This is a genomic window from Bradyrhizobium sp. SZCCT0153 (genome assembly GCF_018129995.1).
GTDB classification, from domain to species: Bacteria; Pseudomonadota; Alphaproteobacteria; order Rhizobiales; family Xanthobacteraceae; genus Bradyrhizobium; species Bradyrhizobium japonicum_G.
In genome coordinates, this window is record NZ_JAFCKS010000001.1 from 1,032,705 (window position 1) to 1,055,144 (window position 22,440).

The 22,440-nt window shown below is 59.2% G+C and carries 16 protein-coding genes; 5 read left to right on the forward strand and 11 right to left on the reverse strand.

The genetic code is table 11. From position 1 onward, the window contains the following. Nucleotides 1-24 precede the first annotated feature (24 nt). Nucleotides 25-1,452, forward strand: a complete 1,428-nt coding sequence (locus tag JQ572_RS05095) for an undecaprenyl-phosphate glucose phosphotransferase (RefSeq protein ID WP_211381856.1) — start codon at nucleotides 25-27, stop codon at nucleotides 1,450-1,452. A 238-nt stretch (nucleotides 1,453-1,690) separates the two neighbouring features. Here JQ572_RS05095 and JQ572_RS05100 read toward each other — a convergent pair whose 3' ends face one another. Beyond that, nucleotides 1,691-3,064, reverse strand: a complete 1,374-nt coding sequence (locus JQ572_RS05100; protein ID WP_211381857.1) for a cellulase family glycosylhydrolase — start codon at nucleotides 3,062-3,064, stop codon at nucleotides 1,691-1,693. Nucleotides 3,065-3,098: 34 nt separating this feature from the next. On the opposite strand from JQ572_RS05100, the gene JQ572_RS05105 reads away from it, so the two are divergent. Genes JQ572_RS05105 through JQ572_RS05115 form a run of 3 tightly spaced genes read left to right on the forward strand, consistent with a single transcriptional unit; the run spans nucleotide 3,099 to nucleotide 6,140 of the window. Next, nucleotides 3,099-4,310 (forward strand): glycosyltransferase family 4 protein, encoded by a 1,212-nt coding sequence (locus JQ572_RS05105; protein WP_211381858.1) that lies wholly within the window; start codon nucleotides 3,099-3,101, stop codon nucleotides 4,308-4,310. Further along, nucleotides 4,307-5,062, forward strand: a complete 756-nt coding sequence (locus tag JQ572_RS05110; protein WP_211381859.1) for a class I SAM-dependent methyltransferase — start codon at nucleotides 4,307-4,309, stop codon at nucleotides 5,060-5,062. Before JQ572_RS05105 ends, JQ572_RS05110 begins: the two co-directional genes overlap by 4 nt. A gap of 4 nt (nucleotides 5,063-5,066) precedes the next feature. Continuing rightward, nucleotides 5,067-6,140, forward strand: coding sequence for a glycosyltransferase family 4 protein (locus JQ572_RS05115; protein ID WP_211381860.1), 1,074 nt, complete (start codon nucleotides 5,067-5,069; stop codon nucleotides 6,138-6,140). Nucleotides 6,141-6,223: 83 nt separating this feature from the next. On the opposite strand, the gene JQ572_RS05120 is transcribed toward JQ572_RS05115, so the two are convergent. The 8 genes from JQ572_RS05120 to JQ572_RS05155 all read right to left on the reverse strand — a co-directional run bounded on the left by JQ572_RS05120 (nucleotide 6,224) and on the right by JQ572_RS05155 (nucleotide 18,816). Then, complete coding sequence (locus tag JQ572_RS05120) at nucleotides 6,224-7,366, reverse strand: acyltransferase family protein (RefSeq protein ID WP_211381861.1); 1,143 nt, start codon at nucleotides 7,364-7,366, stop codon at nucleotides 6,224-6,226. 42 nt (nucleotides 7,367-7,408) lie between these two features. Beyond that, on the reverse strand, nucleotides 7,409-8,239 hold the full coding sequence (locus tag JQ572_RS05125) for a glycosyltransferase family 2 protein (protein WP_211381862.1): 831 nt from the start codon (nucleotides 8,237-8,239) through the stop codon (nucleotides 7,409-7,411). Between the two features lie 259 nt (nucleotides 8,240-8,498). Continuing rightward, a complete protein-coding gene (locus JQ572_RS05130; protein WP_211381863.1) occupies nucleotides 8,499-9,614 on the reverse strand; it encodes a glycosyltransferase family 4 protein in 1,116 nt (371 codons plus the stop codon). A gap of 70 nt (nucleotides 9,615-9,684) precedes the next feature. Then, entirely contained in the window at nucleotides 9,685-11,013 is a 1,329-nt protein-coding gene (locus JQ572_RS05135) for a glycoside hydrolase 5 family protein (RefSeq protein WP_211381864.1), read from the reverse strand. Nucleotides 11,014-11,126: 113 nt separating this feature from the next. Continuing rightward, nucleotides 11,127-12,353, reverse strand: a complete 1,227-nt coding sequence (locus tag JQ572_RS05140; RefSeq protein ID WP_211381865.1) for a glycosyltransferase — start codon at nucleotides 12,351-12,353, stop codon at nucleotides 11,127-11,129. A gap of 239 nt (nucleotides 12,354-12,592) precedes the next feature. Next, a complete protein-coding gene (locus JQ572_RS05145; protein ID WP_211381866.1) occupies nucleotides 12,593-13,774 on the reverse strand; it encodes a polysaccharide biosynthesis/export family protein in 1,182 nt (393 codons plus the stop codon). Nucleotides 13,775-13,911: 137 nt separating this feature from the next. Beyond that, the gene (locus JQ572_RS05150; RefSeq protein ID WP_211381867.1) at nucleotides 13,912-15,048 is read right to left on the reverse strand and encodes a glycosyltransferase; all 1,137 of its coding nucleotides are present in this window, start codon (nucleotides 15,046-15,048) and stop codon (nucleotides 13,912-13,914) included. 402 nt (nucleotides 15,049-15,450) lie between these two features. Then, complete coding sequence (locus tag JQ572_RS05155; protein WP_211381868.1) at nucleotides 15,451-18,816, reverse strand: hypothetical protein; 3,366 nt, start codon at nucleotides 18,814-18,816, stop codon at nucleotides 15,451-15,453. A 736-nt stretch (nucleotides 18,817-19,552) separates the two neighbouring features. Here JQ572_RS05155 and JQ572_RS05160 point away from each other — a divergent pair. Then, nucleotides 19,553-20,113, forward strand: coding sequence for a serine O-acetyltransferase (locus tag JQ572_RS05160; protein WP_211381869.1), 561 nt, complete (start codon nucleotides 19,553-19,555; stop codon nucleotides 20,111-20,113). Here the strand turns inward: JQ572_RS05160 and epsC are convergent. Further along, nucleotides 20,110-20,706 carry a serine O-acetyltransferase EpsC gene (gene epsC / locus JQ572_RS35305; RefSeq protein ID WP_283814049.1) on the reverse strand — a complete coding sequence of 199 codons (597 nt, stop codon included), beginning with the start codon at nucleotides 20,704-20,706 and terminating at the stop codon, nucleotides 20,110-20,112. The two genes, JQ572_RS05160 and epsC, sit on opposite strands and share 4 nt — an antisense overlap. An 83-nt stretch (nucleotides 20,707-20,789) precedes the next feature. Continuing rightward, on the reverse strand, nucleotides 20,790-22,067 hold the full coding sequence (locus tag JQ572_RS05170) for a lipopolysaccharide biosynthesis protein (protein ID WP_211381870.1): 1,278 nt from the start codon (nucleotides 22,065-22,067) through the stop codon (nucleotides 20,790-20,792). Nucleotides 22,068-22,440 lie beyond the last annotated feature (373 nt).

A 22,440-nucleotide genomic window follows, 5' to 3' on the forward strand; every position in this document is an offset into this window, starting at 1 on the left:
GTGTGACGAGGCAGCGAGGTTCGGATGGCTGTAGCAACTTACGGTTCGGAAAACTTCTATTCGGGTATATCGAACCGGCGTGGTGCTCTCCAGAGACCCCTCCAGGTCGCGTTGATCGCCGGCGACTTCGTCGCCGTGCTGCTCAGCTACTTCACGGCGAGTGGTCTGTATCGCGTGCTCGCCACGGCCGAGCAGGATTCATCCGTCGGCGCCGGTCTTGTCGTCGGTGCGGTGTTTGTCACGATCGCCTATTTCCAGGGTGTGTATGACCACCATCGTCTGCTGAGCACGGTCTGGCAGCTGCGCAAGGCTCTGGCAGTCTGGCTGATCTCGCTGACCATTCTCGCGGTCGAAGCGTTTCTGCTCAAATCGTCTGCAGAGCTGTCGCGTGGGACCACGCTGCTGTTCGCCGCAACCGGCGGCCTTGCTCTGGGTGGCCTCCGCGTGCTGTGGCGCCTGGCTCTCACCTCGAGCTATGCCAAGGGGCGCCTGGTCGACCGGAAGGTGGTGCTGCTCAGCCTCAAGCCGCTGGATTTCACCTCGAATCGCCTCAAGGACCTGCGCAAGCACGGCTTCAACGTTGTGCGGCATTTCGTGCTCGAGCCCTCGGAAGAGGGCGCGGGCTGGGATCGCGAGATTCGTGACATCATTCGTCAGGCCCGGACCGCTGACGTGGAGGAATATCTCCTGGTGATCGACTGGGATGAGATGCCGCTGCTCCAGAAGCTGAGCCAGCACCTGCGCGTGGTTCCGCAGCCGATTCGTCTGCTGCCGGATTTCCCGATCGCCGATCTGGTCTCGCGTCCGTTCCAGCCCGTCAGCGGCACGGTCGCGATCGAGATCCAGCGTGCGCCGCTCAGCGTGTTTGAGCAGGCGCAGAAGCGCTGCCTCGACGTCGGTATTGCTTCGTTCGCGCTATTGTTGCTGGGGCCGCTGCTGGTGACCGCCGCGATCATGATAAAGCTCGATTCCAGGGGCAAGGTGATCTTCAAGCAGTTTCGACGCGGCTTTAACGGCAAGCAGTTCGAGATCTGGAAGTTTCGCTCGATGACGGTGGCGGAGAACGGCCATATCGTCACGCAGGCGACGAGGAGCGACGCACGGGTGACCCGTGTCGGCCGCGTGCTGCGGCGGACCAGCATCGACGAGCTGCCGCAGCTCTGGAACGTTCTGCGCGGGGAGATGTCCTTGGTCGGGCCGCGTCCGCATGCGCTCGCACACGACAACTATTACGATCCGATGATCAGCAAGTATGTCTACCGCCATCATATGAAGCCGGGCCTGACGGGGTGGGCCCAGGTCAATGGATTTCGCGGTGAAACGCCGACGATCGATCTGATGGAAAAGCGCGTCGAGTACGATGTCTGGTACGTCAGTAACTGGAGCATCTGGCTCGACATCAAGATCATCTTCAAGACGGCCCTGGCCTTGATCCATCAGGAAGCGTATTGACGGCGATCTTGCATACCGCTGGCCGGTGAAGCGCAACTGATTGCCTGTCCATCACAGGATGTTCGTGCCCGCGATCGCCGATGCGCCCATCCTGCCGCAACGGGCGGGCGCCAGCCGCAGCGCGGCTTGCCTCGGGCCTGCATCGCGCTTCGGTGGTTTCATGCAAAGCAATTCTCTCTCCGGGCGCGCCGACGTTAGCGCGGTACGACAGGCCCGGCCGGCGTCCGCCGACCGGGGATCATTGATTCAATGTGGCCTTCAGTTCGAATGGGGCTGTGGTCGGCAAGGTGATGACGACGGGGGTGGACCCTAGCCGTATTGTGCTCGACGTGGTCTTTTGCTGACACAGCGGCGCAAATTCCGGTTTTGTGTCGTTGGGAAATTCGAGCGTCGCCGAAGTCTTTTCCTGTGAGGTCCAGGCGATCAGCTGTTTTCCTCCAGGGGTCGTTGCCTCGACCACAAACAGCCCGGGCAAGGGTTGCTCAAGTCTCATTGGGCCCATGCTCTTGATGATAGCAATGGCTTCGCGGGTCGCGCATGCAGCAGGCTTTGGTGAAAAAGCGTAGTCGTACAGCCCGAAATTGTCTTCCAGGGCAGTCGGATCAGAACCCTGATCCTTCATTTCGTAGATCCAGGCCCCCTTTATCCAAGGTGTGGCTGCAGTCCAAAATAGAAATTGCGCGATATTGTTCGCGGCAGTTTGCGTTGAAATCGGGCAGGTCTTCGATGTTGTCGGCCATCCGACCTCTGTGACGAAGATGGGGATGTTTGATCCGGCGGAGTCCAGCAACTTCCGCAAGGAGCTGACTTGATGTATCGCAGCCTCTGCGGTTCGGTTGGAAACCTCGCGCTCGCAATGATTGTAGAGGTGAACGGACAAGCCGCTGGCACCTTCCAGCGCTCCGGACCGAACGAGCGCCATGGTCCACTTCCAGTCGGGATCCATTCCGACCGCCCCGACCAGCACCTGTGCCTGGGGTGCCACGCTGCGTATCCTTGCGAGCGCCTCCTTCGCGAGGGCGGAATAATTGGCCGCCGCGCGCGGATCGCTCGGGTCGCCTTCGCCGACCAGGAAGGGGCGTCCCAGCACGGCGTTCATATTCCATTCGTTCCAGATCTCGTAAATCGGGTTACGTTTGGCGGTCGCCTGAACGGCCTTCGCCGCGAAGTCGCCGAAGCTCTTTCGGCCGACGTCGGTCAGCGGGGGCTGGCCGTCAGGAACCAGAGGATTTGGATGACCCAGGATGAGCAATGGCCTTGCTTGAGTTCGATCCAGGAAATCGAACAGCTTGGCTGGTTCTCGTGCCACTTGAGTGGCCGCGTTGCCGATCGCCGGTCCAGCCTGAAACAAGCTCCAGGCGAGATCGTCCCTGACTGAATCAAAGGCGTCGGATCGCAATGTCAGCGCGGTCTTCTGAGGGGAATAGCCATATTCTCCACCTATCCCGAAGTGTACGCCGATGCCGATTATCGGCCGTTCGGCCCGCTCGGCCAACGGCTGCTTGCCAATCCAGAAGGATGTAGTTTGATTAGCCGCATAGATTTTACTGAAGAGCAAACCCGCTGCGATGACTGCAAGTGCCACTAACCCTCTTGTCGCTGCTCTGGCCATCTACGCCCTCACTTGTGTCAGGTAACGAACGTACATGCGAATTCTCATCGTTTCAGCTTTCTTTCCGCCCTTTGTCCAAGGCGGAGCCGAAATTTCCGCGCGCAATCTGGCGGCGTGGCTCGTTGCGAACGGCCATGAGGTCGCCGTCCTGACCACATCACCGGCTCCGGAGGACGAGGTGAGGGGGGCGATCGTTGACGGTCTCAAAGTCTGGCGCATTCACATGCCTCGGCCGTACGCGGTGTTTGAAGCTGCTCAAAAATCCGGTCTGCAGAAATCCATCTGGCATCTTCAAGACCATTTTGACCCTCGCAACAACTGGATCATGCGTCAGGTGCTGGACGAATTTGTCCCCGACATGGTCAACATACACGTCCTGCAAGGCATCGGCTGGAATACCCTTCGCGCGATCGGTGCCAGGAACATACCTGTCGTCTTCACGATTCATGACCTCAGCCTCGCCTGCGTGAGGATGGCGATGTTCAAGTCCGGTCGCGAGTGCGAGCGCCAATGCGCGCCTTGCGCGTTTTCGTCGAGAGCGAAGCTCGGCTTTCTCCGCTCCGTTCCACGACTGGGATTCGTGTCGCCTTCGCTTGCAATTTTCCGTCGGCTGTCGGCATTTCAACCGATCCAGACTTGGCTCCATGACCACATCCTGAACCCGAACAAGTCGCCGGACCCGACAGTCGAGAAGGAAGGATCGAGAACCGTTCGTTTCCTGTATGTCGGGCGTCTGCATGAGTCCAAGGGGTTGTACGTTCTGCTCCAGGCCCTCGAGCCGCTGTCGGCACGCCATGATTTCAAGCTGACGTTGGTCGGGACCGGCCCCAGCGAAGATGATCTCAGGCGGCGCTTCGGTGATCATCGCTGGATCGAGTTCGCCGGCCATGTCTCGGTGCAGGAAGTCGCCAACCGCATGGCGCAGAGCGATCTCCTGTTCGTGCCGTCCATATGGTTCGAAAATTCCCCCGGCGTGATCGTTGAAGCTCTCGGGCAGGGGCTTCCCGTCATGGGGAGCAATGCCGGCGGAATACCGGAACTCATCACACACGAGAAAAATGGTATCCTTGTGGAGGCGGGCGATGTAAGAGCCTGGAGCGCCGCGATCGAGAAAATACTGGATCATCCGGAGCGTCTTGAGGCGTACAAGGACAGCGCCGGCGCGGCGATGCAAGAATTCAATCAGGACACTCTGGGGCGGCGAGTCGTTGCCTTCTATGAAAGCGTGAGGACGCTACCGGTATGAATTCTTCCTCGACGGAGCAGCCGGCGGCAGACGCAACGAGCAGGTACAGGCAGGACGACTACGCGGCCGACAATCCGAACTGGCACGAGGAAGACGCGCCGTGGAAGGTCTCGCATATTCGGACGATTCTGGAGCGCAACGCTATCCCGTGGGCAACGCTCGCCGATATCGGCTGCGGGACGGGTGCGATCGTCGGAATCCTGTCCAAGCAGTATCCGCAATCGAAACTTGAAGGTTTTGAGGTTTCTCCCTATGCTCATGAGCTGTCCCTCAAGCGAGCGTCGGAAAATCTAAGTTTCAGCATGCAGGATGCTTTTCAGAGCGGGAAGCATTTCGATCTGACCATGGCGATCGACGTGGTGGAGCACGTCGAGAACCCCTTTGAATTCCTCAGGGCGATGGGGAAGATGTCTCGTTGGCAGGTCATCCATCTCCCGCTCGACATGAATGCTCTTGCGGTCGGACGTGGTTGGGTGCTGCCCGAAGCCCGTCGCACGTTGGGGCATATCCATTATTTCTCCCGGGATAGCGCGTTGTCGATGATTGCGGAATCCGGCCTGGAGACGATCGATTGCTTCTATACGGCTTGGGCGATCGACCAATCCTACAAGACCTGGAAGAAGCGGCTGGCCGCATGGCCCCGACGTTTGGCGTTTCGCGCCGCTCCCGACGCCACAGTTCGACTTGTCGGCGGATGGTCCCTCATGGTTCTCAGCCGTTCGAACTCGCCGCAGGCCGCGCAAGGCCGTTAGAAGCATGCCTGATGTCTTCCTGAACGGTCGGTTCCTTTCACAATCGCTGAGCGGCGTTCAGCGATTTGCCGCAGAAATCGTCAAGGCAATCGATCAATTGATCGATCGACAGCAGCTGCCTGCTCGGCTCAGCGACGCAAGCTGGACCCTTCTGGTGCCTTCGAACGCCGAAGAACGTCTTTCACTGAAGCACATTCACATCGCAAGGGTCGGAACGCGCACCGGGCATGCCTGGGATCAGATCGATCTCGCCGTGGCGGCGCGGAACGGTACTCTCATCAGTCTGGCCAATTCCGGGCCCGTGCTCCATCGTCGGCATCATATCGTGCTTCACGATGCGCAGGTCTTTCGTCACCCCGAGTTCTTCAGCCGCAGCTACGCGTCTTTCCATCGTGGTCTTGGACGGCTTTACGCGAGGACCGCGAACCTCATAACCGTGTCGGAGTTCTCCCGGAGCGAACTCTCGGCTGTCCTCGGTGTCCCGTCCGACGCCATCACGGTTTGCTCGAATAGTGCGGAGCACCTCGCCGAGGTCGAACCGGACACTTCGATACTCGAAAGGCTCGACCTCGGTCCGGGCAGGTATTTTCTGGCGATTGGGTCCACGAAAAAGAACAAGAATATCCGGCTCGCAACGGACGCGATCAAATCGATGCCGGCAGACCATCGGCTCGTGATCGTCGGCGCGGAGGATGAGCGCGTATTCCGGCACTCCGGTCCGATGCCCGATGAACGAGTGATGCGTGTGGGGCAGGTCTCCGATGAGGCGATCGCGGCATTGTACCAGCACGCGGCAGCATTGATCTTTCCAAGCTTCTATGAGGGATTCGGTGTGCCTCCGCTCGAGGCGATGCTGTTCGGCTGCCCCGTGATCGCTTCGGATATTGCCGTGCTGCGAGAAATCTGTGGTGATGCAGCCGAATACTGCAACCCGACGGATGCAGGGCAATTGTCGCTTCTGATGCACGAACGGATCGAAAAGGGGCCGCTGTCCGCCTTCGAGCGACAACGCCAAGCCGGCCGGCTGGCACGTTATACGTGGACTTCGTCGGCCCTTGCGTTGCTGAATTCGATATAGCGCCCGCTGTCACTGGCTCGCGGCGGCGAGCGGCCGCGCAATGGCGCCCTGAACCACACCAAGGAAGGGAACTGAAACCCCAATTAGTCGGAAGACGGCGCCGGCATGTTGCGTTCCGCGATTTTCGGAGATTGTCCCTGAAAGCTCGAGGTGACCGCCGCCGCCTTGGCGGGAACGAACAGGTTTTGCATCCAGCGGGCTTTCATCAGAGGGGCTTCTACCAGATGATGGAAGAGCACGGCGGCCAGCTGGCAGACGACCAAAATTGTCACAAAATACAGGGCGTGCGGTAGCGCGATCGAATGGTCAAGTTTGACCGCGAACTTCACAAGCAGTGAGATCAGCGGATAATGAATGAGGTAGAGCGCATATGAAGCCGCTCCTGCCTCCTCTAGCGGGCCAATTCGCCGGTTCAGGGATGGCATCGAACACGCGCCGTAGATGATTCCTGCGGCCCCCAGTCCGAACAGCAGAAGCTCAGCCTTTGCAGGAATCTGTTTCGAGATTGCGAAGTAGAAAGTGACGGCGAAAATGATCAGGCCGGCGAAGAGAAAGTAGGGGCCGCCGGCGGAGTATCCGCGAACATAAAGCCACGCAATGCCAACCCCTGCGAGAAAGAGCAGATGGTTGTTGTTGAAGATGAAATCGATAAGCCAGCCCTTCTCGTCGACCAACGCGAGAGGCAGGCCGACAAGGCCCCACGCGATCAGAACTCCGAATCCGATTCGCCGGTTCCACAGGAAGCAGACGAACATCGCGTAGAAAAGAATTTCATGGCGAAGCGTCCATTCCGTAGCCAGGATGACCTCTTCCTTTACGGGCAAGATCAGCAGCGACAGGGCGACGTCGGTGCTGCTCGGTACTCTCGTGGAGAAGCCGAGAAACGACAAGATGATCAGGGGAACAAGCACGATCCAAAGCGACGGATAGAGGCGGCGAAACCGTTTCGCCGCGAACCTTGCGACGGCACTGCGGCTATTCTCGAGATCGCGATGATGCGCCAGGTAAATGACGAAGCCACTCAGGACGAAAAACAGCTGAACGCCGGAATGGCCTGCCTTGAACAATGGAAACGTGCTGACCCCGAAGTATTTCGGCATCAGCATGGTCACCTCGCAATGGTAGGCCACGACGAGCAGCGCTGCGATGCCTCGGATCCAGTTCAACTGCAGCAGTTGTCCTTGCCGTGGCACCTGCGTTTCTCCTTTCGGAAGTTCGGGCTTCATGAAAGCTGACTTTCCCCGTCAAGTCGCAGCGGAGCCCAAAGCTCAGCCTGCGCGTCCGCTGATCTTGTCCACGCCCGGCGGCCGGAATAGCGGAACGGTAAACCGCGACCTGAACAGAAGAAGGCTGCGAATATGCGTCCTCCCTGCAAATGTGAGAGGACCGGCGGCGCTGGACCGCTGATGGTCATGAACCAATTGGGCCCCGGGCATGCCTTTGATCCTGTGTCCCGCCCGCCAGAGACGTGCGCAGAGATCGACATCCTCCATGTACAGGAAATAGCTCTCGTCCATTCCCCGGATCTGCTCGTATGCGCTGCGCCGGACGACGAAGCCCGTCCCCATCACCCATTCCGCATCAAACGGCCTTCCGGTCTCCCAAGCGTCCTTCATCAGGTGCTTTTCGGTACGCCCGGGCACCAGGGCCCCGATCCAGTCCACGCGCCGGGCAAGGACGTCGAACACCGAGTAGAAGCGGCGAGCCGAGTATTGCCGACTTCCGTCGGGATTGACGAGGTCCAGCCCGACCATTGCGGTTTCGGGACTGCGCTCCATGAAGTCTACGACGGAAGCGACGCTGTTGAACTCGAAATAGGTGTCGGGATTCAAGACGAGAAGATAATCGGCGGTGGTTGCCGCCACGCCCAGATTCACACCGGCTCCAAATCCGCCGTTGTGGTCGGCAACGATTGTTCGAATTCCGGGCAGGGCCTTGCGAACATCTTCGATCGAGTTATCTCCGGAACAGTTGTCCACGATCAGCACGCCGTCCGAATCCACCACGCGATGCTCCAGCATCGATTTCACGCAGCGAATGGTCAGTTGAGCGGTTCTGAAATTGACGATGATCGCCTGGAGCTTACCCGAACTGCTCATCGAGCGAGATTCCTGCAGAGTTGAAGGCCTAGTCATGCAAAACGTGCTCGCTATGACAAACCGCGCCCGTGGCAGGATTCCCGCGTCCGTGTGACGTCACAACTGCTGCTGATCTTTTGCATGAATTCCGATCTTCCTGGATGTGCTCGGCCTTCGTCGGTCCTGATGAGGTCATACCATAACTTTCCGGATGACCCCGTCACAAACCCAGCCGGGAGAGCCTCTATTTTTGTCATCATCGAGAAACTGCATGAGTGCGCTAACCCAGATTTTGCAGGAGAGACTGCGCAACTTTATGGGGTGCGAACGCCTCTCGTATTTCTGCGACGGTCTCGGTGGAGAGACGTTTTCCGGAATTCAGAGTTGCGATCATCTGATCCGTCCATGCATCCACATTGGTCGGATCGCCAACGTATTCCGCTTTACCCAAGGTTGCTTCGGGAAGCGATGTCACGCCGCTGACGAGCGTCTGGACGCCGAAGCCCATAGCCTCCGCTGCCGGCATGCCGAAGCCTTCGTAGAGCGAGGGCAAGACGAAGAGCCTTGCGTTTCGATAGAGTTCGCCGAGATCTGCGTCCGACAATATGCCCGTCATCACGATGCGAGCGGCGGTCCTCTCACTCGCATTTTCGAAGATCAGACGCCTTTTCTCGTCGGAGGCTTTGCCGGCGAGATACAATTCGACTTCGGGCATCGATTGGGCGACTCGGTCGAAAGCCTTGATGAGTACTCCCAAATTCTTGTGCGGGAAGGGGTGGCTGACGGTGAGAACGTAAGGCCGGCTCGCAAGCCTGCGAGCCTCTTCGCTAACTTCGCCCTGTTCAAGCCTGGACCACTCGATGGCGTTGTAGATGACCTTGCATTTGTTAGCCGCCGCGTCCCCGAAATGGCGTCGAACGTACTCCTTCTCGGAATTTGATATCAGGAATACGAGGTCGGCTGTCTTGAACATGCGGGGAAGATAGAAGTCGAGCCAGGCAATTCTCTTGCGGGAATGGTACTGCGGCAGCACCTTGTACTGAATGTCGTGGAGTATTACGGCTGACTTGGCGCGGCTGCCGGGACGCCGCGGCGGAAGGAAATAGTTCGGATAGACTGCCCAGCCGTTCCCAGGCCTTTGCCATTCGAACATAAGCTCCTCGAGGAAGCGGCTGTTCTTGCCAGGAAGCGGGGATTGTCGCTGCTGCGCGATCGTCGGGGTTTTCGCCATCCACTGCAGAAATTCCGGGGAGAGGCGCTTCGGATCGGAAAAGGCGAGCGTCAATGCGGTCTTCGCCTTGTCGAGACCGTGAATGAGATTGTAGATCGCGGATTCCGTGCCGCCGATCTTGTGGTGATGTATTGCGAACAGCGGAATGGTGAGTTCACTGGGCATCACGTCGCTCGACCTCTGATCGCGCCAAGAACGGACGAGAGTCTCTCTGGGGTTCGGTCTTGTGGCAGCATCAGTTGAGAACCCGTACGGTGACCGGAGCGGACGCATCGATGTCGTAGACGACCGGATTCGGCCCAACATTGCCTTGCGGACCCGAGGCCGGCGCGGCCTCGTCGCACATCGGCCGTCCCAATGCGCCGGGCGGGTTCAATAGTTCGTATCGCGCCTTGACGGCCGAGTTTGAGGTCCAAAGAACGATGTTTTGTCGTGCGCCGCGTCGGGCCCTGAAAATGAAGACGTCCAGGAGCGGCTCTTGAACGTCAACGTGATCAGCCGAGCGAACGAGATCCGTTGCTTCACGCACAAAGCAGGCGGCCGGCTTTGGCTCATCGTGAAAGGTGAATAGACCGAAGTTCTGCTCCCTGTCCGTCGGACTCGGACCGATATCCTTCAATTCATGCACCCATATTCCCTTGATCCAGGGGATCGTCGCGCTCTGCATGATGAATTGAGCGAAGTTATAACCGGCAGCGAGTGGCAATAGGCCGCACGGCTCGGTGGACGTGGGCCAGCTGAATTCGGTCACGTAGATCGGCGTCACGACCCCGCCACGGTCCTGCATCAGTTCCTGCTGCAAACGCTTGACCCGGCCGATCAGTTCAGTGGCCGTTCTGTTTTGCGGCTTCAGGCAATGGTTGTAGAGGTGAACGGATAAGCCATCAGCGCCGTTCATAGCACCATCGCGGACGATTGCCCTCGCCCATTTCCAGTCGATATCGTCCCCTACAGCTCCGACGATAACTGCAGCTTGCGCATTCGCACTCTTGATGGCTCGAACCGCGGAATTTGCAACGCGGACATAGTTGACCGCCGATCGGGGATCGCTGGCCGGTCCTTCGCCAACAAGTCTCGGCAGGCGTGTTCCCGTGCCGATGTCCATGTTCCATTCGTTCCAGATCTCATAGATCGGATCATATGGCCGTGTCAGCTCGACGACTTTTTTGAGGTAGGCATCGAATACTCCGAGCGCGTCATCGGACAGGGGCGGGATACCTCCCGGCACGAATGAGTTTGTAGACCCGACATTGAGGACGGGCTTCAACTTCGTTTGAGGCAGAAAATTCATCAGCCGCTGCGACTTGACGAGGGTCGGACCTTGAGGCGGAAAGCTGAAGGATTGCCACGGCAGGTAGTCGCGAAAAGATGCCGCGCCGATCTGCGCCAGCCCGTGCAGGGCCGTGGTTGCCGAGTCGTATCCGAGCGTGCGCACGAGGCCGAAATGTATGTTTGATCCGATCAGCAGCCGAGCTGCCGGATTGGCGCTGGTGACGGGCGGCAGAGTTACGGTTCGCTCCGCGGCCGCGGAGCGCTCGGCACCGAAAAACGCGACGCCGCACATCAGGCACCATGGAATGGCTCGACGCAGCACCGAATTGAACGGCGCGCCGGGACGTGCCGGACGCGACGAAGTACGATGATGGCCAGGCCTGCCGGTCAAAGATCCTGGGGCCTTCATTGGCTCGCAGGCCCGCGGAAATTGCGAATCTCGTCGATGAATTTGAGGTACTTCGCGCCGAGAAAGTCCTGATCGAACTCACGCGCGCGGCCCATCGCATTAGCCTGGTATCGGCCAAGCGTCTCGCGGTCCGACAGGACCTTTTCGAGGCCGGCGCGCCACGCATCCACGTCTCCCGGCGGCAACAGCAGCCCCGTTTCATCGTGCTCGACGAGTTCGGGAATTCCGCCGAAGTTGCTGCCGAGCACGGGAACTCCCAGGCCGAGGGCCTGAATGACGACACCTGGCGAATTCTCCAGCCAGATCGACGGAATGCAAAGCACGTCGCTCGTCGCGATATGATTTATGGCTTCCTGCAGCGGAACGTGGCCCGTGAAGTTGATCCACGAATGATGACCGAACCTCTTTCGCAACGCGGGTTCATGTCCGCCGCCGCCAACGATCGTGAACGTGAACGGCCAGCGATCCACGAGCCCCTCGGCGGCTTCAAGCAGGACATCTATTCCCTTCGCTTCGTGCAGCCGGCCCGCGTAGACGAATCGGACCGACGCTGAATCGGCGCGCTGGACTGTTGGCGACGGGTACTTGTTCGCGTTGAGAATGTGCGCGGTTGGGAATCGCTTCAGCGGCTGAAACTCGGCATTCCGTTCCAGATTGGCGCGGGATGGAGAACAGAAACCGATTCGCCGCATCGAGAGAATCCCGCGCCGCTTTACGCTCGCCGAAAGCTTGCACACGCCGCATTGCGTTTCGCAGGTCTTTCCGTTGACGAACATCGTCAGCCGCAGGCAGGACAGCGCCAGGTCCGGCATGACGTACATCATCGGGAGATCGCGCTTGGCAAACTCCTGCAGAACGTTGTGTCCGATGCCCGTCAGATAATGCACATTGCAGAAGTCGGGCTTGAACTCGTCGAGCACGCGGCCGACGATACGCTGATTTCTCGGGTCCAGATGATCTTGCAGATGCCACAACGGCTTCAGGTAAGTTTCATCGACGCGTCCCTGCTTATAGATCGGGTATGGCCGCGGCATGTAGATACTCCAGATTCTCATGCCATCGACGAGCTCGCCGTGCTTCTCCTCTGCGCGAGACTTTGCAGCCGTGAGTACGCCGATTTCATGTCCCTGCTTCTGGAGCCAGGAGGAGAGGTTGAAAGCAGAAATCTCAGCACCACCGAGCACATTCGGAGGGAACATTGCCGAGACAACCAGAATGCGCATACTTTCAAGCTCCAAATGACTAGCGGATCTGGCTCCTTTAAGCGCAGACACAGCGCCTTTTTATGACGTGCCCAGGTCATCCAGCATCTTGCAGTATCCGGGCCAAATGCCCGGCTCACCCGCTCCAGTCACAATGAACTGAGGCAGCCTAGCCGCGCACAACCCAAGAGATATTGGATGCGAATGCGGCGCTGCAGGATTGCAGCGCCGAGTGCCGGTGCCATCCAGTCTGACGTGCGTTATCTCGTCAGAGTCTGAATGTTAACAGCCGAGTCCGTTCCGGCGATCATAAGCGAGAAGAACTTGATGAACTCTGTGCTGGGCGATTCCGACACCACGATCGCGTCGTGATCTCGAACTTGGAAGGAGTCGGCGAAGAACAACCCGTCGGGCTTGCTCCAGTCAAAGTTGTAGACGGTCGGAACCAAATCGCCGGGGAAGCGTTCGACGTCGATTCCGGCCGACTTGAGCAGATTGCGCGGCTCAAGACGAAGAACATAGACCGAAGGTGAATTGGCGCGAGCGCCGTCCAAGCCGCCAGCCTTCGCGATCGCCTCAGCCAACGACATCCTGTCGTTTTCGAAGGTGAATCTGCGATTGTTGGTGCCGCCGATGGAGCCGGGCGAGGGCGTCGATCCGAAGACCATGAACACGCGCGGTTCACGGGACAGATAAACGACGTCGCCTGGCGCAAGGAATGCGTCCTCTTCCGGATGACGCACGATCGAACTCATCGTTTCGGTGTACGTCCGGCCGCCTCGCTTGACCCTGACCTTAGTTTCCCACGACGGGTATTTCGGGCCGCCCGCGCGCGCGATTGCGCCCATCACGCGAATCCCGCCCGGGTCGACCGGAAATCTGAGCGGCGCATTGACCTCGCCGAGCACGCTGATCTGGTTCCCGCGTTGCTCGACGACGGAGACGACGGCCTGCGGATCGATCGCGCGGTTCTTGATCCGCTCGCGAACGATGTCGGCAACCGCACGAGCGGTCAGCCCGGCGGCCTTGATCGTGCCCGCGTAAGGAACCGTGATGTTGCCGGATTGGTCGACCTGCTGGCGAGGTATGTCCACGAAGTTACCAGGCCGGACGCTGGCCTCTCGCGGAATGAAGAGTCCGCCGGACTGGGCCTCGAACACGGTTACAGTAACGATATCGCCGACGCCGATGGTGATGTCTTTGTAATTTCCGCCAGGCAAATTGCGAAAATTGCCGCTGACGTGATCGCTGATCGAGTTTGCCGCCTTCATGATCTGCGGGTCCACCGCCAGAAGCGCGTAAGGCACCGGCGGGCTGGGCGCGACCGTCAGCGCCGCATTTGAGACGACCGAAGCCCCGTTCGGCGCGTCCTGCGGCGTAAGCCCGCCGCACGCCGCCAAGCAAATGGCGGAGATGGCAAGCGCGGGAGAAACTTTGAACATCGATACTAACAAACGCGCATCCTATCTCACACTTAGCCTGCTGAATTCTTAGCAGTCGCACCATTTGAGACCAAGTCTGGATCAGGTTGCAACGGACAATGAAAATCAGTGTTGCAATCCGGTCACGTCGCGTTTCGCTAGAAGACAAATTTCGACAGGTGCCTTGGCGACGTTGTGACCACCAGTGCGTAAACTTTGAGCAGTTCCTGATGCGTCCTCTCGATGCGGAACATCGACACGAACCGATCGTAACCAGCCTCTCCCAGCGCTCGCAAATTCACCTGTGAGGCTCGCCTCAGTCCCGCCACAAGTGCCTGTGTTCCGGCAGGATCGCAGATCAACCCGGTGAGCCCGTCCTCGATGATTTCCGGCAGCGCGCCTGCGCGAAATGCCAGGATCGGCTTGTGCGCGCGCATTGCCTCCAGCGCGACGAATCCGAAGGCTTCCCACCGCGACGGGATCACGGCGATGTCTGTCAGGTCGAGCTGGGCCTCAATGTCCGTCCGCGCGAGCCAGCCCAGAAGGGTGACATTCGAAGGCATGGTGTGGTCGCCTTCCTCGTTGACGACCGCGGATCCGATCATTCGGACGTCAATAGACGTCTCGAGCTGCCTCGCCGCCTCGATCAGGAAGTCATATCCCTTCTGGCGATCAAGGCGTCCAATGAACAATACCTTCAGCTTTGATGTGTTCCAGCTGGCATCATCGCGACTGAAATTTGGGCGCTCGTTTCGCATTCCGCTCAGGACGAGGCTGAGCTTCTTCTCCGGGATACCGGCGTCGCGAGCTGCCGAGTACTCGTTTTGCGAGATACAGATGATTTTGTCGGTGACCTTGGCGAGCAACCGCTCCGCCACTTTGGCGACGGCGTTGCTGAAGCGCGACGTCTCGCGCGAGAAGGCCCAGCCATGCGAGCAGTAAACGATGGCAGGACGATTGCGCATGAAAACGAACGCCGTTCGCACGATCAGGCCGGCGAGTGTCGAGTGAACGTGCACGATGTCCGGTTTGGCAACCTGCACTTGCCGCATCGTCTCAAGAGCCAGCCTCATCAGGCTGGGCAAGTTCCGCCCTGAGCGGTCAAAGGCGACGATATTGGAATTCGCAATTCCGATCAGGTCGGCCCGGTGATCCGACGGAACGATATAGCACACGTTTTCCTTGCCGAAAGTCTGGCACTGAAGCGCGTGCAATTCGGTGAAATAGGTCGCGATCCCACCGCGAATAGTCTCGGCAACGTGGATGATCTTAAGCCGAGGGGAATCAGGCGTCATTCGAAAATTGGCTTGATGGAGACATATGCGACCCACACAACAAACACCCGGTCTTCAACGATATTCCTGCTTCGGTTTTGAGCAAGCCCGGTACAGGCTGAGATACATTCGCTGACAGACTTAACCAAAACGAGCTTTGTGGCAATTCAGCGCCCCCACTAAATTTTGCGGGTGCGATTTCCTGGTCCGCCCTTTGCTGGTCTCTGGACTGCACACACAAACACCAGCTCAGCCTCGAATGGTAGCGCCATCCGATCTGCCGCTCAGCCGCCAATGTCTATATTTCCGCCCAAGCGATTGCAACGCGAATATCTAACGTCGCTCCGCGCGCTTGCTTGGCGCGCGGAGTGCAAGAAGAACGGCGAGTGCTGATCGCGAGGCAGCCTGCGCGGGCGTTGCACCCTACACGAGCAGGAAATTGTCGTGCGTTAGGGTGGTCGAATTGACATGCGCGAGCAGAATCGAAGCACCATCTCCCAGGTGAACAATCGCGTCCGCTCCCGTCTGGGTGACGTTCAGGTGAGCGAAGTCGGCCGCGAGCGATTTGGATATCTGGATGACGTCGTGGTTCGCGGAGGCGCCCGCGTGAAAACCGGAGATTTGATCGTTGCCGTGGCTGAAGACAAAAGTCGTCGAACCGGCCGCCGTGAACAGGTCGTTGCCGTTGCCGCCCCTCAGCGTTACGCCCGCCGCGTTCGCCGTCTCGACGTGTGTGCCGTCGGTTTTGAGCAGATCCGTCTTCTGCAAGACTCCTGCGGGGCTGTAGGTCTTGTCCTGCGCGCCGGACGAGAGGAAGGTATAGATGTCCTTCACGCCGCTGCTCTGGGTTACGACTTTGGATGCCATCAGTCCCTTTGCGTCGTAGTAAGTCGCGGTCGAGCTGCCGTCCGAGCCGGTCGCAAGCGTGTAGTCGAGCGTACCGTCGGCGTGGGTGCGGGTCGCCGAGTTCAGCTTGCCGGCAGGATCGACGTGCTGAACGATGTTGACGTATGACTGGCCGACGATGCCGTAGGCATAGTTGTCCTGGCTGTGATCCGCGTGCAATACATACATCTTGGTCTTCACGCCGTCCGTGAAGAGAGACGTTGAGGTGGATCCGTCCGCGTTCTTGACGCTCTCCCGAGTGATCGACCCCGCGGCGTCGAACAGATCGTTGACCGACGATCCATCCGTGTGATGCACCGTCTGCGCCAGCTTCGTGCCGTGAGCGTCGTACTGCGTGCTGGTCTTCGTCCCATGGGCGTCGACGACCTGGGTGTACTCCAGGGTTCCATCCGCATGCGTGCGGACGATGGACGTCAATTGGCCCGATGCGCTGACGTGCTGGACGATGTTTTCGTAGGATTGACCTACGACATTGAACGCGTAATTGTCCTGACTGTGATCGGCGTTCGTGACGTACATTTTCGTCTTGATGCCGCCCCTGAACAGCGAAGTCGTGCTCGCGCCGCCCGCGACGACCACAGTTTCATTCAAGAGAGCTCCGACCGAGTCGAAATTGTCGGTGGTCGTGACGCCGCCTGCCATTGCGACTTTCTGTGCGTAGCTGCCATCGGCATGCAGCCGCTCGAACAGCACAAGGTGACCCGCCGCGTCGAAGCCGCTGTGTTCCGTCACATAAGCCTTTTGCTTGATGTTCAGCGCGTAGATGTCCTTCGTCCCGTCGGGACGCGAGATCGACTGGGCGATTTTCACGCCCTTGGCATCGAAGCTGGTCGACGTCGCCGTGCCGTCGGCGCTGCGCGTCTCGGTGTAGTCCAGGGTTCCGTCGGCGTGGGTTCTGACGACGGACGTGACGACGCCGCTGGCGTTCACGTGCAGAACCTCGGCGACGTGGCTCTTCCCGACGATGTTGTAGAGGAAATTGTCGTTCGAGCGGTCGGTATGGGTGACGAACATTGCCGTCTTGACGCCCGAAGTGAAGAGCGTGGTGCTCGTCGAGCCGTCAGCGTTGGTCTTGGTTTCCGACACGAGCGCGCCGGCCGGGTTGTAATGATCGTCGATCGCGCTTCCGTCCGCGCTGATATAGGTCTTTCCGGTGAGGGCGCCCGAGGCGGATTTGTGAGTCACCTCGGTGACATATGATTTGCCTGTGATTCCATAGACGAACACGTCCTTCGACTTGTCGCTATGGGTGACCGTCATCGACGTCTTGACCCCGTTCGCGTAGGACGAGGAGGCGGTTGATCCGTCGGCGTAGGTCACGAGGTCGTAGACCGTGAGGCCGGCCTGATAGGCCGTTTGCTCGGTCGACGTGAGCGCACCGGTCGAATCGTAGTTCTTGGTGAGGCTCCAGGTTGACGTCGAGGTGGTCACCGCGAACGAATAGCCGCCCTTGATCGTCGAAAGCACGTTGCCATAGTGCGAGATCATGTAGTCCATCGTCGCTTTCGTCGACACGGCAAGAACATGAGTGTCGGTCAGCGTGATGGACTTGACGGTTCCGGCGGCATTGAGGTCGGACAAATCGGCCACGATTTCGGCTGCGGTGCCGGTGACATTGGTCACGGCCGGCTGCGTCACCGAGGTGGCGGGGGCGTCGATCTCGATGATGAGCGGATGGTCGCTCACGGGCACGGTGAAATCCTGGACGTTCGTATAGCTCGCGATCGGCTTCGTGGTGTTCAGCGGATCGTAGATCGTGACGGTTTTGTGCACGCTGTTCAGATGAACATGAGCCCGCTTTGTCGGGTTTGCGATTTCGACGTCCTTCGCGTCGTTCCAGAGCTGCGGTTCGGCCCAAGCCACCAGATCGTAGGCCCCATTGCTCTTGCCGAGAACCATGCTGCTGCCCGTTGAGGGCAGGTTCTCGATCGTGTAGCCGAGCGACTTTGTCGGCGTGTGGCCGCCTGCACCATCGTCAGCAAGGAGTGTCGTCAGATTGTGGATTGCGGTCGCGGCCAGCTTCGGGGTGCCGTCCGCATTGAAGAGGCCGAACTTGCCTTCGGGGTCGGAGCTGCTGCCGTGGTCGAGCAACTCGTAGAGATACGTTGTGGTGACCCCATCCTTGAAGGCATCGACGAGTGAATTGAGAATGGACTTTGCCTGCACCAGTTGGTCGACGCCGAGGCCCGAATAGCTTGCCAGGGTGGTGTAGCCCGTCTCGGTAATGACCGAAGGGTTGTTGGGAGAGCTGGTTGAAGCGAGGTCGACGGCGTACTTGATGCCGTAGTTTTCGGGCGTAGTCGTCGCGACGTAGGCGTGGGACGACGAATAGTCCGAATATTTCGAGAGATCGCCAAGCCGAGCGTAGCCGCTCACGTCGTTCAGTCCCAGCGTCATGTTGTAGACCGCGACGTCGCTGAGATGTGCGTCGGCCTTGATGGCCGTGTACAGATCCTTCTGAAATTGCGCGGCAGCTTGCAGGGAGGAGCTGCCGTGGTAGGTGAAGGCTTGGATATTGGCCTCGTTGAGACCCTCGATCGCGATGACTCTGTTCGGATACGCTGCGACGAAACCGTCGAGGGAAGCGAGGAACTGGGCAATGCCAGCCGCACCGGATGCCGGCAGGTCGGACGTCACGACAAAGTCGAACTTCACGCCGGCAGCCGCAAGCGCATCGATCACCGGGATTGCCGACGGATCGGTTGGCAGGGAATCGCGGATCGTCGTGACGCCGAGATAGCGCAGGTCGTCGATCATGAGACTCGAGTTGGCGTAGCTTCCCCAGGAAGATGCGGCCGAGTAGGCGGCATGGGCGTTGACTGCGATCGAATCGACGAATGCATGCGCGGAAGGGACGGCGGATGATGTGCTTGTCGTCGTCATGAAGAGATTCCGAGTTGGAGAGTTTCACTCATCTCTGTCATGCAACTTGGAAGTTTTCGTGTTTGAAGATGGTAAAAAGAGTTTCGTCACAGTGTTCCCAATGAGGTCGATGATCGCGCAAGCGCCGCGGATCGCGTACGCGTGCGCGAGGTTCCGCAAAATGGGTCTGCTCATTTTCGATGCCATCGGGCACGAAAACGAGTCCGTCCCCGTGTTCTCACGGGCAACGAAGATGCGATCTCCGATGAGAAAGTTGGCAGATGCTTCGTTCGTAATCAGCCGACGTCCGGCGTCGCACGGATTTGCGTGAATCGTAAATCCGATTCCGGCCGTCAGGTGTTCAAGCGTTGTTAGCCAGATGTTTATCGTGTGCTCGAGTTGCCGTTGGCGTGAAAGAGTGCAGATCGGTCCGGATGGTTGCGGCTTCTCGCTTGCACGACGGCGAAGCAGCGCGCGACTTTCGCGTTATCGATCTGCTTACGGGCGGGCTCGCCTGGGCGCATGAAGTTCCGGGGCGGTCTGACTTTGAGTCTTTGTTGCAGTTCGTTGGACGGTTCACGGTGCCATACGATCCTTGCGGTATCGGATATCGACTGCCAAGCGCAGCTGCCGAGAGGCTGCGCGAGCCCAGCCCCGATATTGGCCGCTTGGAAAGGCCGTGGAACTTGCTACATCATGGTCGGCGGAGCCGGTCGCAAGCATCGGTTAAGAGGCGTCCAGCAGGGTGATGATGAGCATGTGGAGACAGGATCTTCAGCGAAACGCAGCACGTAATGGTCTGACTGGCGCCCTGATCGCTTTCGTCACGTCACCCGGCTTCGCTCTTGTGTCGCGTGCAAGGCTTGCGTCCTGGCTGGACGACCGGGGCAAAGGGGGCAGGGCTCTTTCGCGGCTCGTCTGGCGGTCTACCGTCAGGAATTACGGATGCTATGTTGCCCCTGCCGCGCGCCTCGGCGCCGGCCTCTGCCTGCCGCATCCGGTCGGAATCGTGATCGGCGAAGGTAGCGTGATCGGAAACGACGTGACGATCTACCAAGGCGTCACGCTAGGCAGGGCTTCGCACGACGTCGACGCCTATCCTTCGATAGACGATGGTGCGGTGATCTACGCTGGCGCAACATTGCTGGGCCGGATCAGAATCGGACGCAACGCGGTCGTCGCGGCGCATTCGGTGGTTCTGTCTGACGTGCCGGACTTTGCCACGGTCGTGGGGGCGCCCGCGAGGATCGTCGGCACTGTCAGGCCGGAAAGCCCGTTGTTGACGGCGGATATGAATCGGGCGACTTCGTCGCGCTAAGCCACTTCGGATGCCAGACCTTGCAGCCCGTCCAGGGACTTCGGCGAAGCGTCGGAGCGCGGCAAAATCTTCGCAGGGGCACCTACCGCCACGGAATTCGGCGGCACGTCCTTGAGCACGACGGCGTTTGCGCCGATCATTGAATTGCTGCCTACGGTGATGCTCCCGAGGACGACACAGCCTGCCATCAGGGAAGCTCCGTCCTCGATCCGCGGCCGGCCCCGATCGGTGTGGTCTTTTCGACCAATTGTGATGTGCTGCAATAACGTCACGCGCTTTCCGATATCACTGGCACCCACGACGATTCCGTACGGATGCGGAACATAAAGGCCGCCGTCGACGCTCGCCGCCAGAGCAATTTCCGAGCCGAACAGCAGGCATGTGAACCACCAGACGATGCGGCGAAGAATCCGGCCGACGAGCGGTACCCGGAAGAGTACCTCCTGTATGCGCCAGGCAAAGACGAACTGGAAGCCTGGCGTCAGCAACAGCATGCGTGCAACGAATGCAAAGCCTACCGAGGTGTGTTCGCGCGAGGCGTAATGAGCAAGATCCTCTTTGATCTTGTCGATGATCTTCATCTTCTCTGTCATGAACGTGAGCTCCGCAACGTCGGCTGGGCGCTGGCTAGATCCAAACGGCCTCGATGGGTCGGCAGGGCGACCTTCATTTCCACTCATCCGCTGTTGTCGGGAGAGGACGATGCGCCGGTCGAGCGAAGCGCCCCTGCCAAGAACCACGCGCGCATGAGCAACAGGATAACCGCGGTCAGGAAAATTGCAATTCCTGCGCCGAGGAGGCCGAGAGTTACAATGCCGACGCAGGTCATTGCGGTCGAAAGACAGACCCCGATCGTGTTGATGGCAGCGTAGGACGCATCCTTTCTCGTGCTCAAGAGCCCGACATTACCCAGATCTGAGCATGAGCGCAGCACGGCTGCCGCAAGCAGCAGCAGGAACAAGCCGCGATGTTCGCTCAGTCCCTCCATGGCCATGTAGCGCAGCGCCACTTCGCTCGCCGCGAAAATGGCCACGGCCATTCCCGTGGAAATCGAGATGACCTTGTAGAATTCACCGCGAAGGGCTTCGCGCCATGCCTCGCGATTCCCGCTCGAATAGGTCGTCACGAGAACCGGCAGGGCAGTTTGAACGACGGCAGTCGATACCAGCGTCTGCAGCGAATTGCTGAGCGACCAGAAGAACGTATAGATTCCTGTCGCCGAGAGTCCGAGAAAGAAGCTTACGATGTAGCGGTCGAGATACATGAGCCCGACGAGGCTGACATCGCTCACATAGATGTGCCAGGATTTCCTGAGGCGGTTGGTGATCCAATCGAAGTCGACTTCCCGCGACAGCACGCCACTGAGTTTCCACTTTCTTGCCATGATGCAAAGCGCAACGAGGGCAAAAACGTTCGAGACGATCCATGCGCACAGCACCGTTTCTATCGAGCGCAGTTGCGGAAACAACAGGCCGAGGCCGATGACAAAGGGAATCCAGACGGCGGAACGAAGCAGAACGAGCACATTGGCTTCGAGCGCCTTGTCGAGGCCGATCAACGGCAGGTGCAAATCGAGCCCGATCGTTTCGAGCCACACCAGGACGGCGATCAGCGCGTAAAGGAGGCTGATCGTGCGGTGCAGGTAGAGCGACAGTAATAGCGCCAGGATCGTAGCCAGACTCAGCGAAGCGAATGTGACGAACAAGCGATTCCGGACTCGAATTGCCGCTTCGGCCGGGGACAATCCCACGACCTCGCGCGCCACGAAATAATTCAGGCCCCAGCCGATCACCGCCGGAGCGAGGCCTGTGACACCGACCGTCAGCCCATAAACACCTGCCGCGTCGTAGCCCAGATATTTGATGACGTAGAACGAAAGCAGGAATCGTAGCCCTAGCGTCGCCGATCGAATGAGTACATTCGCGAAGGCAACCAGCTTCTGGGGGACTTGCATTGTCAGGGCACCGATGATCCGTGATTGTGCAGGGCAAGCATATCATCCGACCGGTGTCAAAGGCGAAGCGTCATCGCGCGGGTTACTGCTCGCCAGTATGCACGCGATCATTCTGCGGCACGCCAATCCGCCGAATTTTTGACCGCTTGTGCCTCATTGCAGGCAGGAATCCGATTGCGCAAGATTCGCTCTCAAGTCGAATGTCGCAAGGCCGCTCGTGCGGTTGCCAGAGAGGCGCGCGGATCAAAGGCGGTCGGGAGGTTGATATCGAGAACCGGTGCAATGCAGGGAGGCATCTCGGGTCGAACTGCGCTCCCGCTCGTCATTGCCCAATACGACAGCCCGATCGGCCGGCGTGCTTCCATCGCGACTG

Bases quoted from the DNA above. Each gene is read 5' to 3' on its own strand.
- JQ572_RS05095 (WP_211381856.1), top strand. From the start codon at position 25: ATGGCTGTAGCAACTTACGGTTCGGAAAACTTCTATTCGGGTATATCG.
- JQ572_RS05100 (WP_211381857.1), bottom strand. From the start codon at position 3,064: ATGGCCAGAGCAGCGACAAGAGGGTTAGTGGCACTTGCAGTCATCGCA.
- JQ572_RS05105 (WP_211381858.1), top strand. From the start codon at position 3,099: ATGCGAATTCTCATCGTTTCAGCTTTCTTTCCGCCCTTTGTCCAAGGC.
- JQ572_RS05110 (WP_211381859.1), top strand. From the start codon at position 4,307: ATGAATTCTTCCTCGACGGAGCAGCCGGCGGCAGACGCAACGAGCAGG.
- JQ572_RS05115 (WP_211381860.1), top strand. From the start codon at position 5,067: ATGCCTGATGTCTTCCTGAACGGTCGGTTCCTTTCACAATCGCTGAGC.
- JQ572_RS05120 (WP_211381861.1), bottom strand. From the start codon at position 7,366: ATGAAGCCCGAACTTCCGAAAGGAGAAACGCAGGTGCCACGGCAAGGA.
- JQ572_RS05125 (WP_211381862.1), bottom strand. From the start codon at position 8,239: ATGAGCAGTTCGGGTAAGCTCCAGGCGATCATCGTCAATTTCAGAACC.
- JQ572_RS05130 (WP_211381863.1), bottom strand. From the start codon at position 9,614: ATGCCCAGTGAACTCACCATTCCGCTGTTCGCAATACATCACCACAAG.
- JQ572_RS05135 (WP_211381864.1), bottom strand. From the start codon at position 11,013: ATGTGCGGCGTCGCGTTTTTCGGTGCCGAGCGCTCCGCGGCCGCGGAG.
- JQ572_RS05140 (WP_211381865.1), bottom strand. From the start codon at position 12,353: ATGCGCATTCTGGTTGTCTCGGCAATGTTCCCTCCGAATGTGCTCGGT.
- JQ572_RS05145 (WP_211381866.1), bottom strand. From the start codon at position 13,774: ATGTTCAAAGTTTCTCCCGCGCTTGCCATCTCCGCCATTTGCTTGGCG.
- JQ572_RS05150 (WP_211381867.1), bottom strand. From the start codon at position 15,048: ATGACGCCTGATTCCCCTCGGCTTAAGATCATCCACGTTGCCGAGACT.
- JQ572_RS05155 (WP_211381868.1), bottom strand. From the start codon at position 18,816: ATGACGACGACAAGCACATCATCCGCCGTCCCTTCCGCGCATGCATTC.
- JQ572_RS05160 (WP_211381869.1), top strand. From the start codon at position 19,553: ATGTGGAGACAGGATCTTCAGCGAAACGCAGCACGTAATGGTCTGACT.
- epsC (WP_283814049.1), bottom strand. From the start codon at position 20,706: ATGACAGAGAAGATGAAGATCATCGACAAGATCAAAGAGGATCTTGCT.
- JQ572_RS05170 (WP_211381870.1), bottom strand. From the start codon at position 22,067: ATGCAAGTCCCCCAGAAGCTGGTTGCCTTCGCGAATGTACTCATTCGA.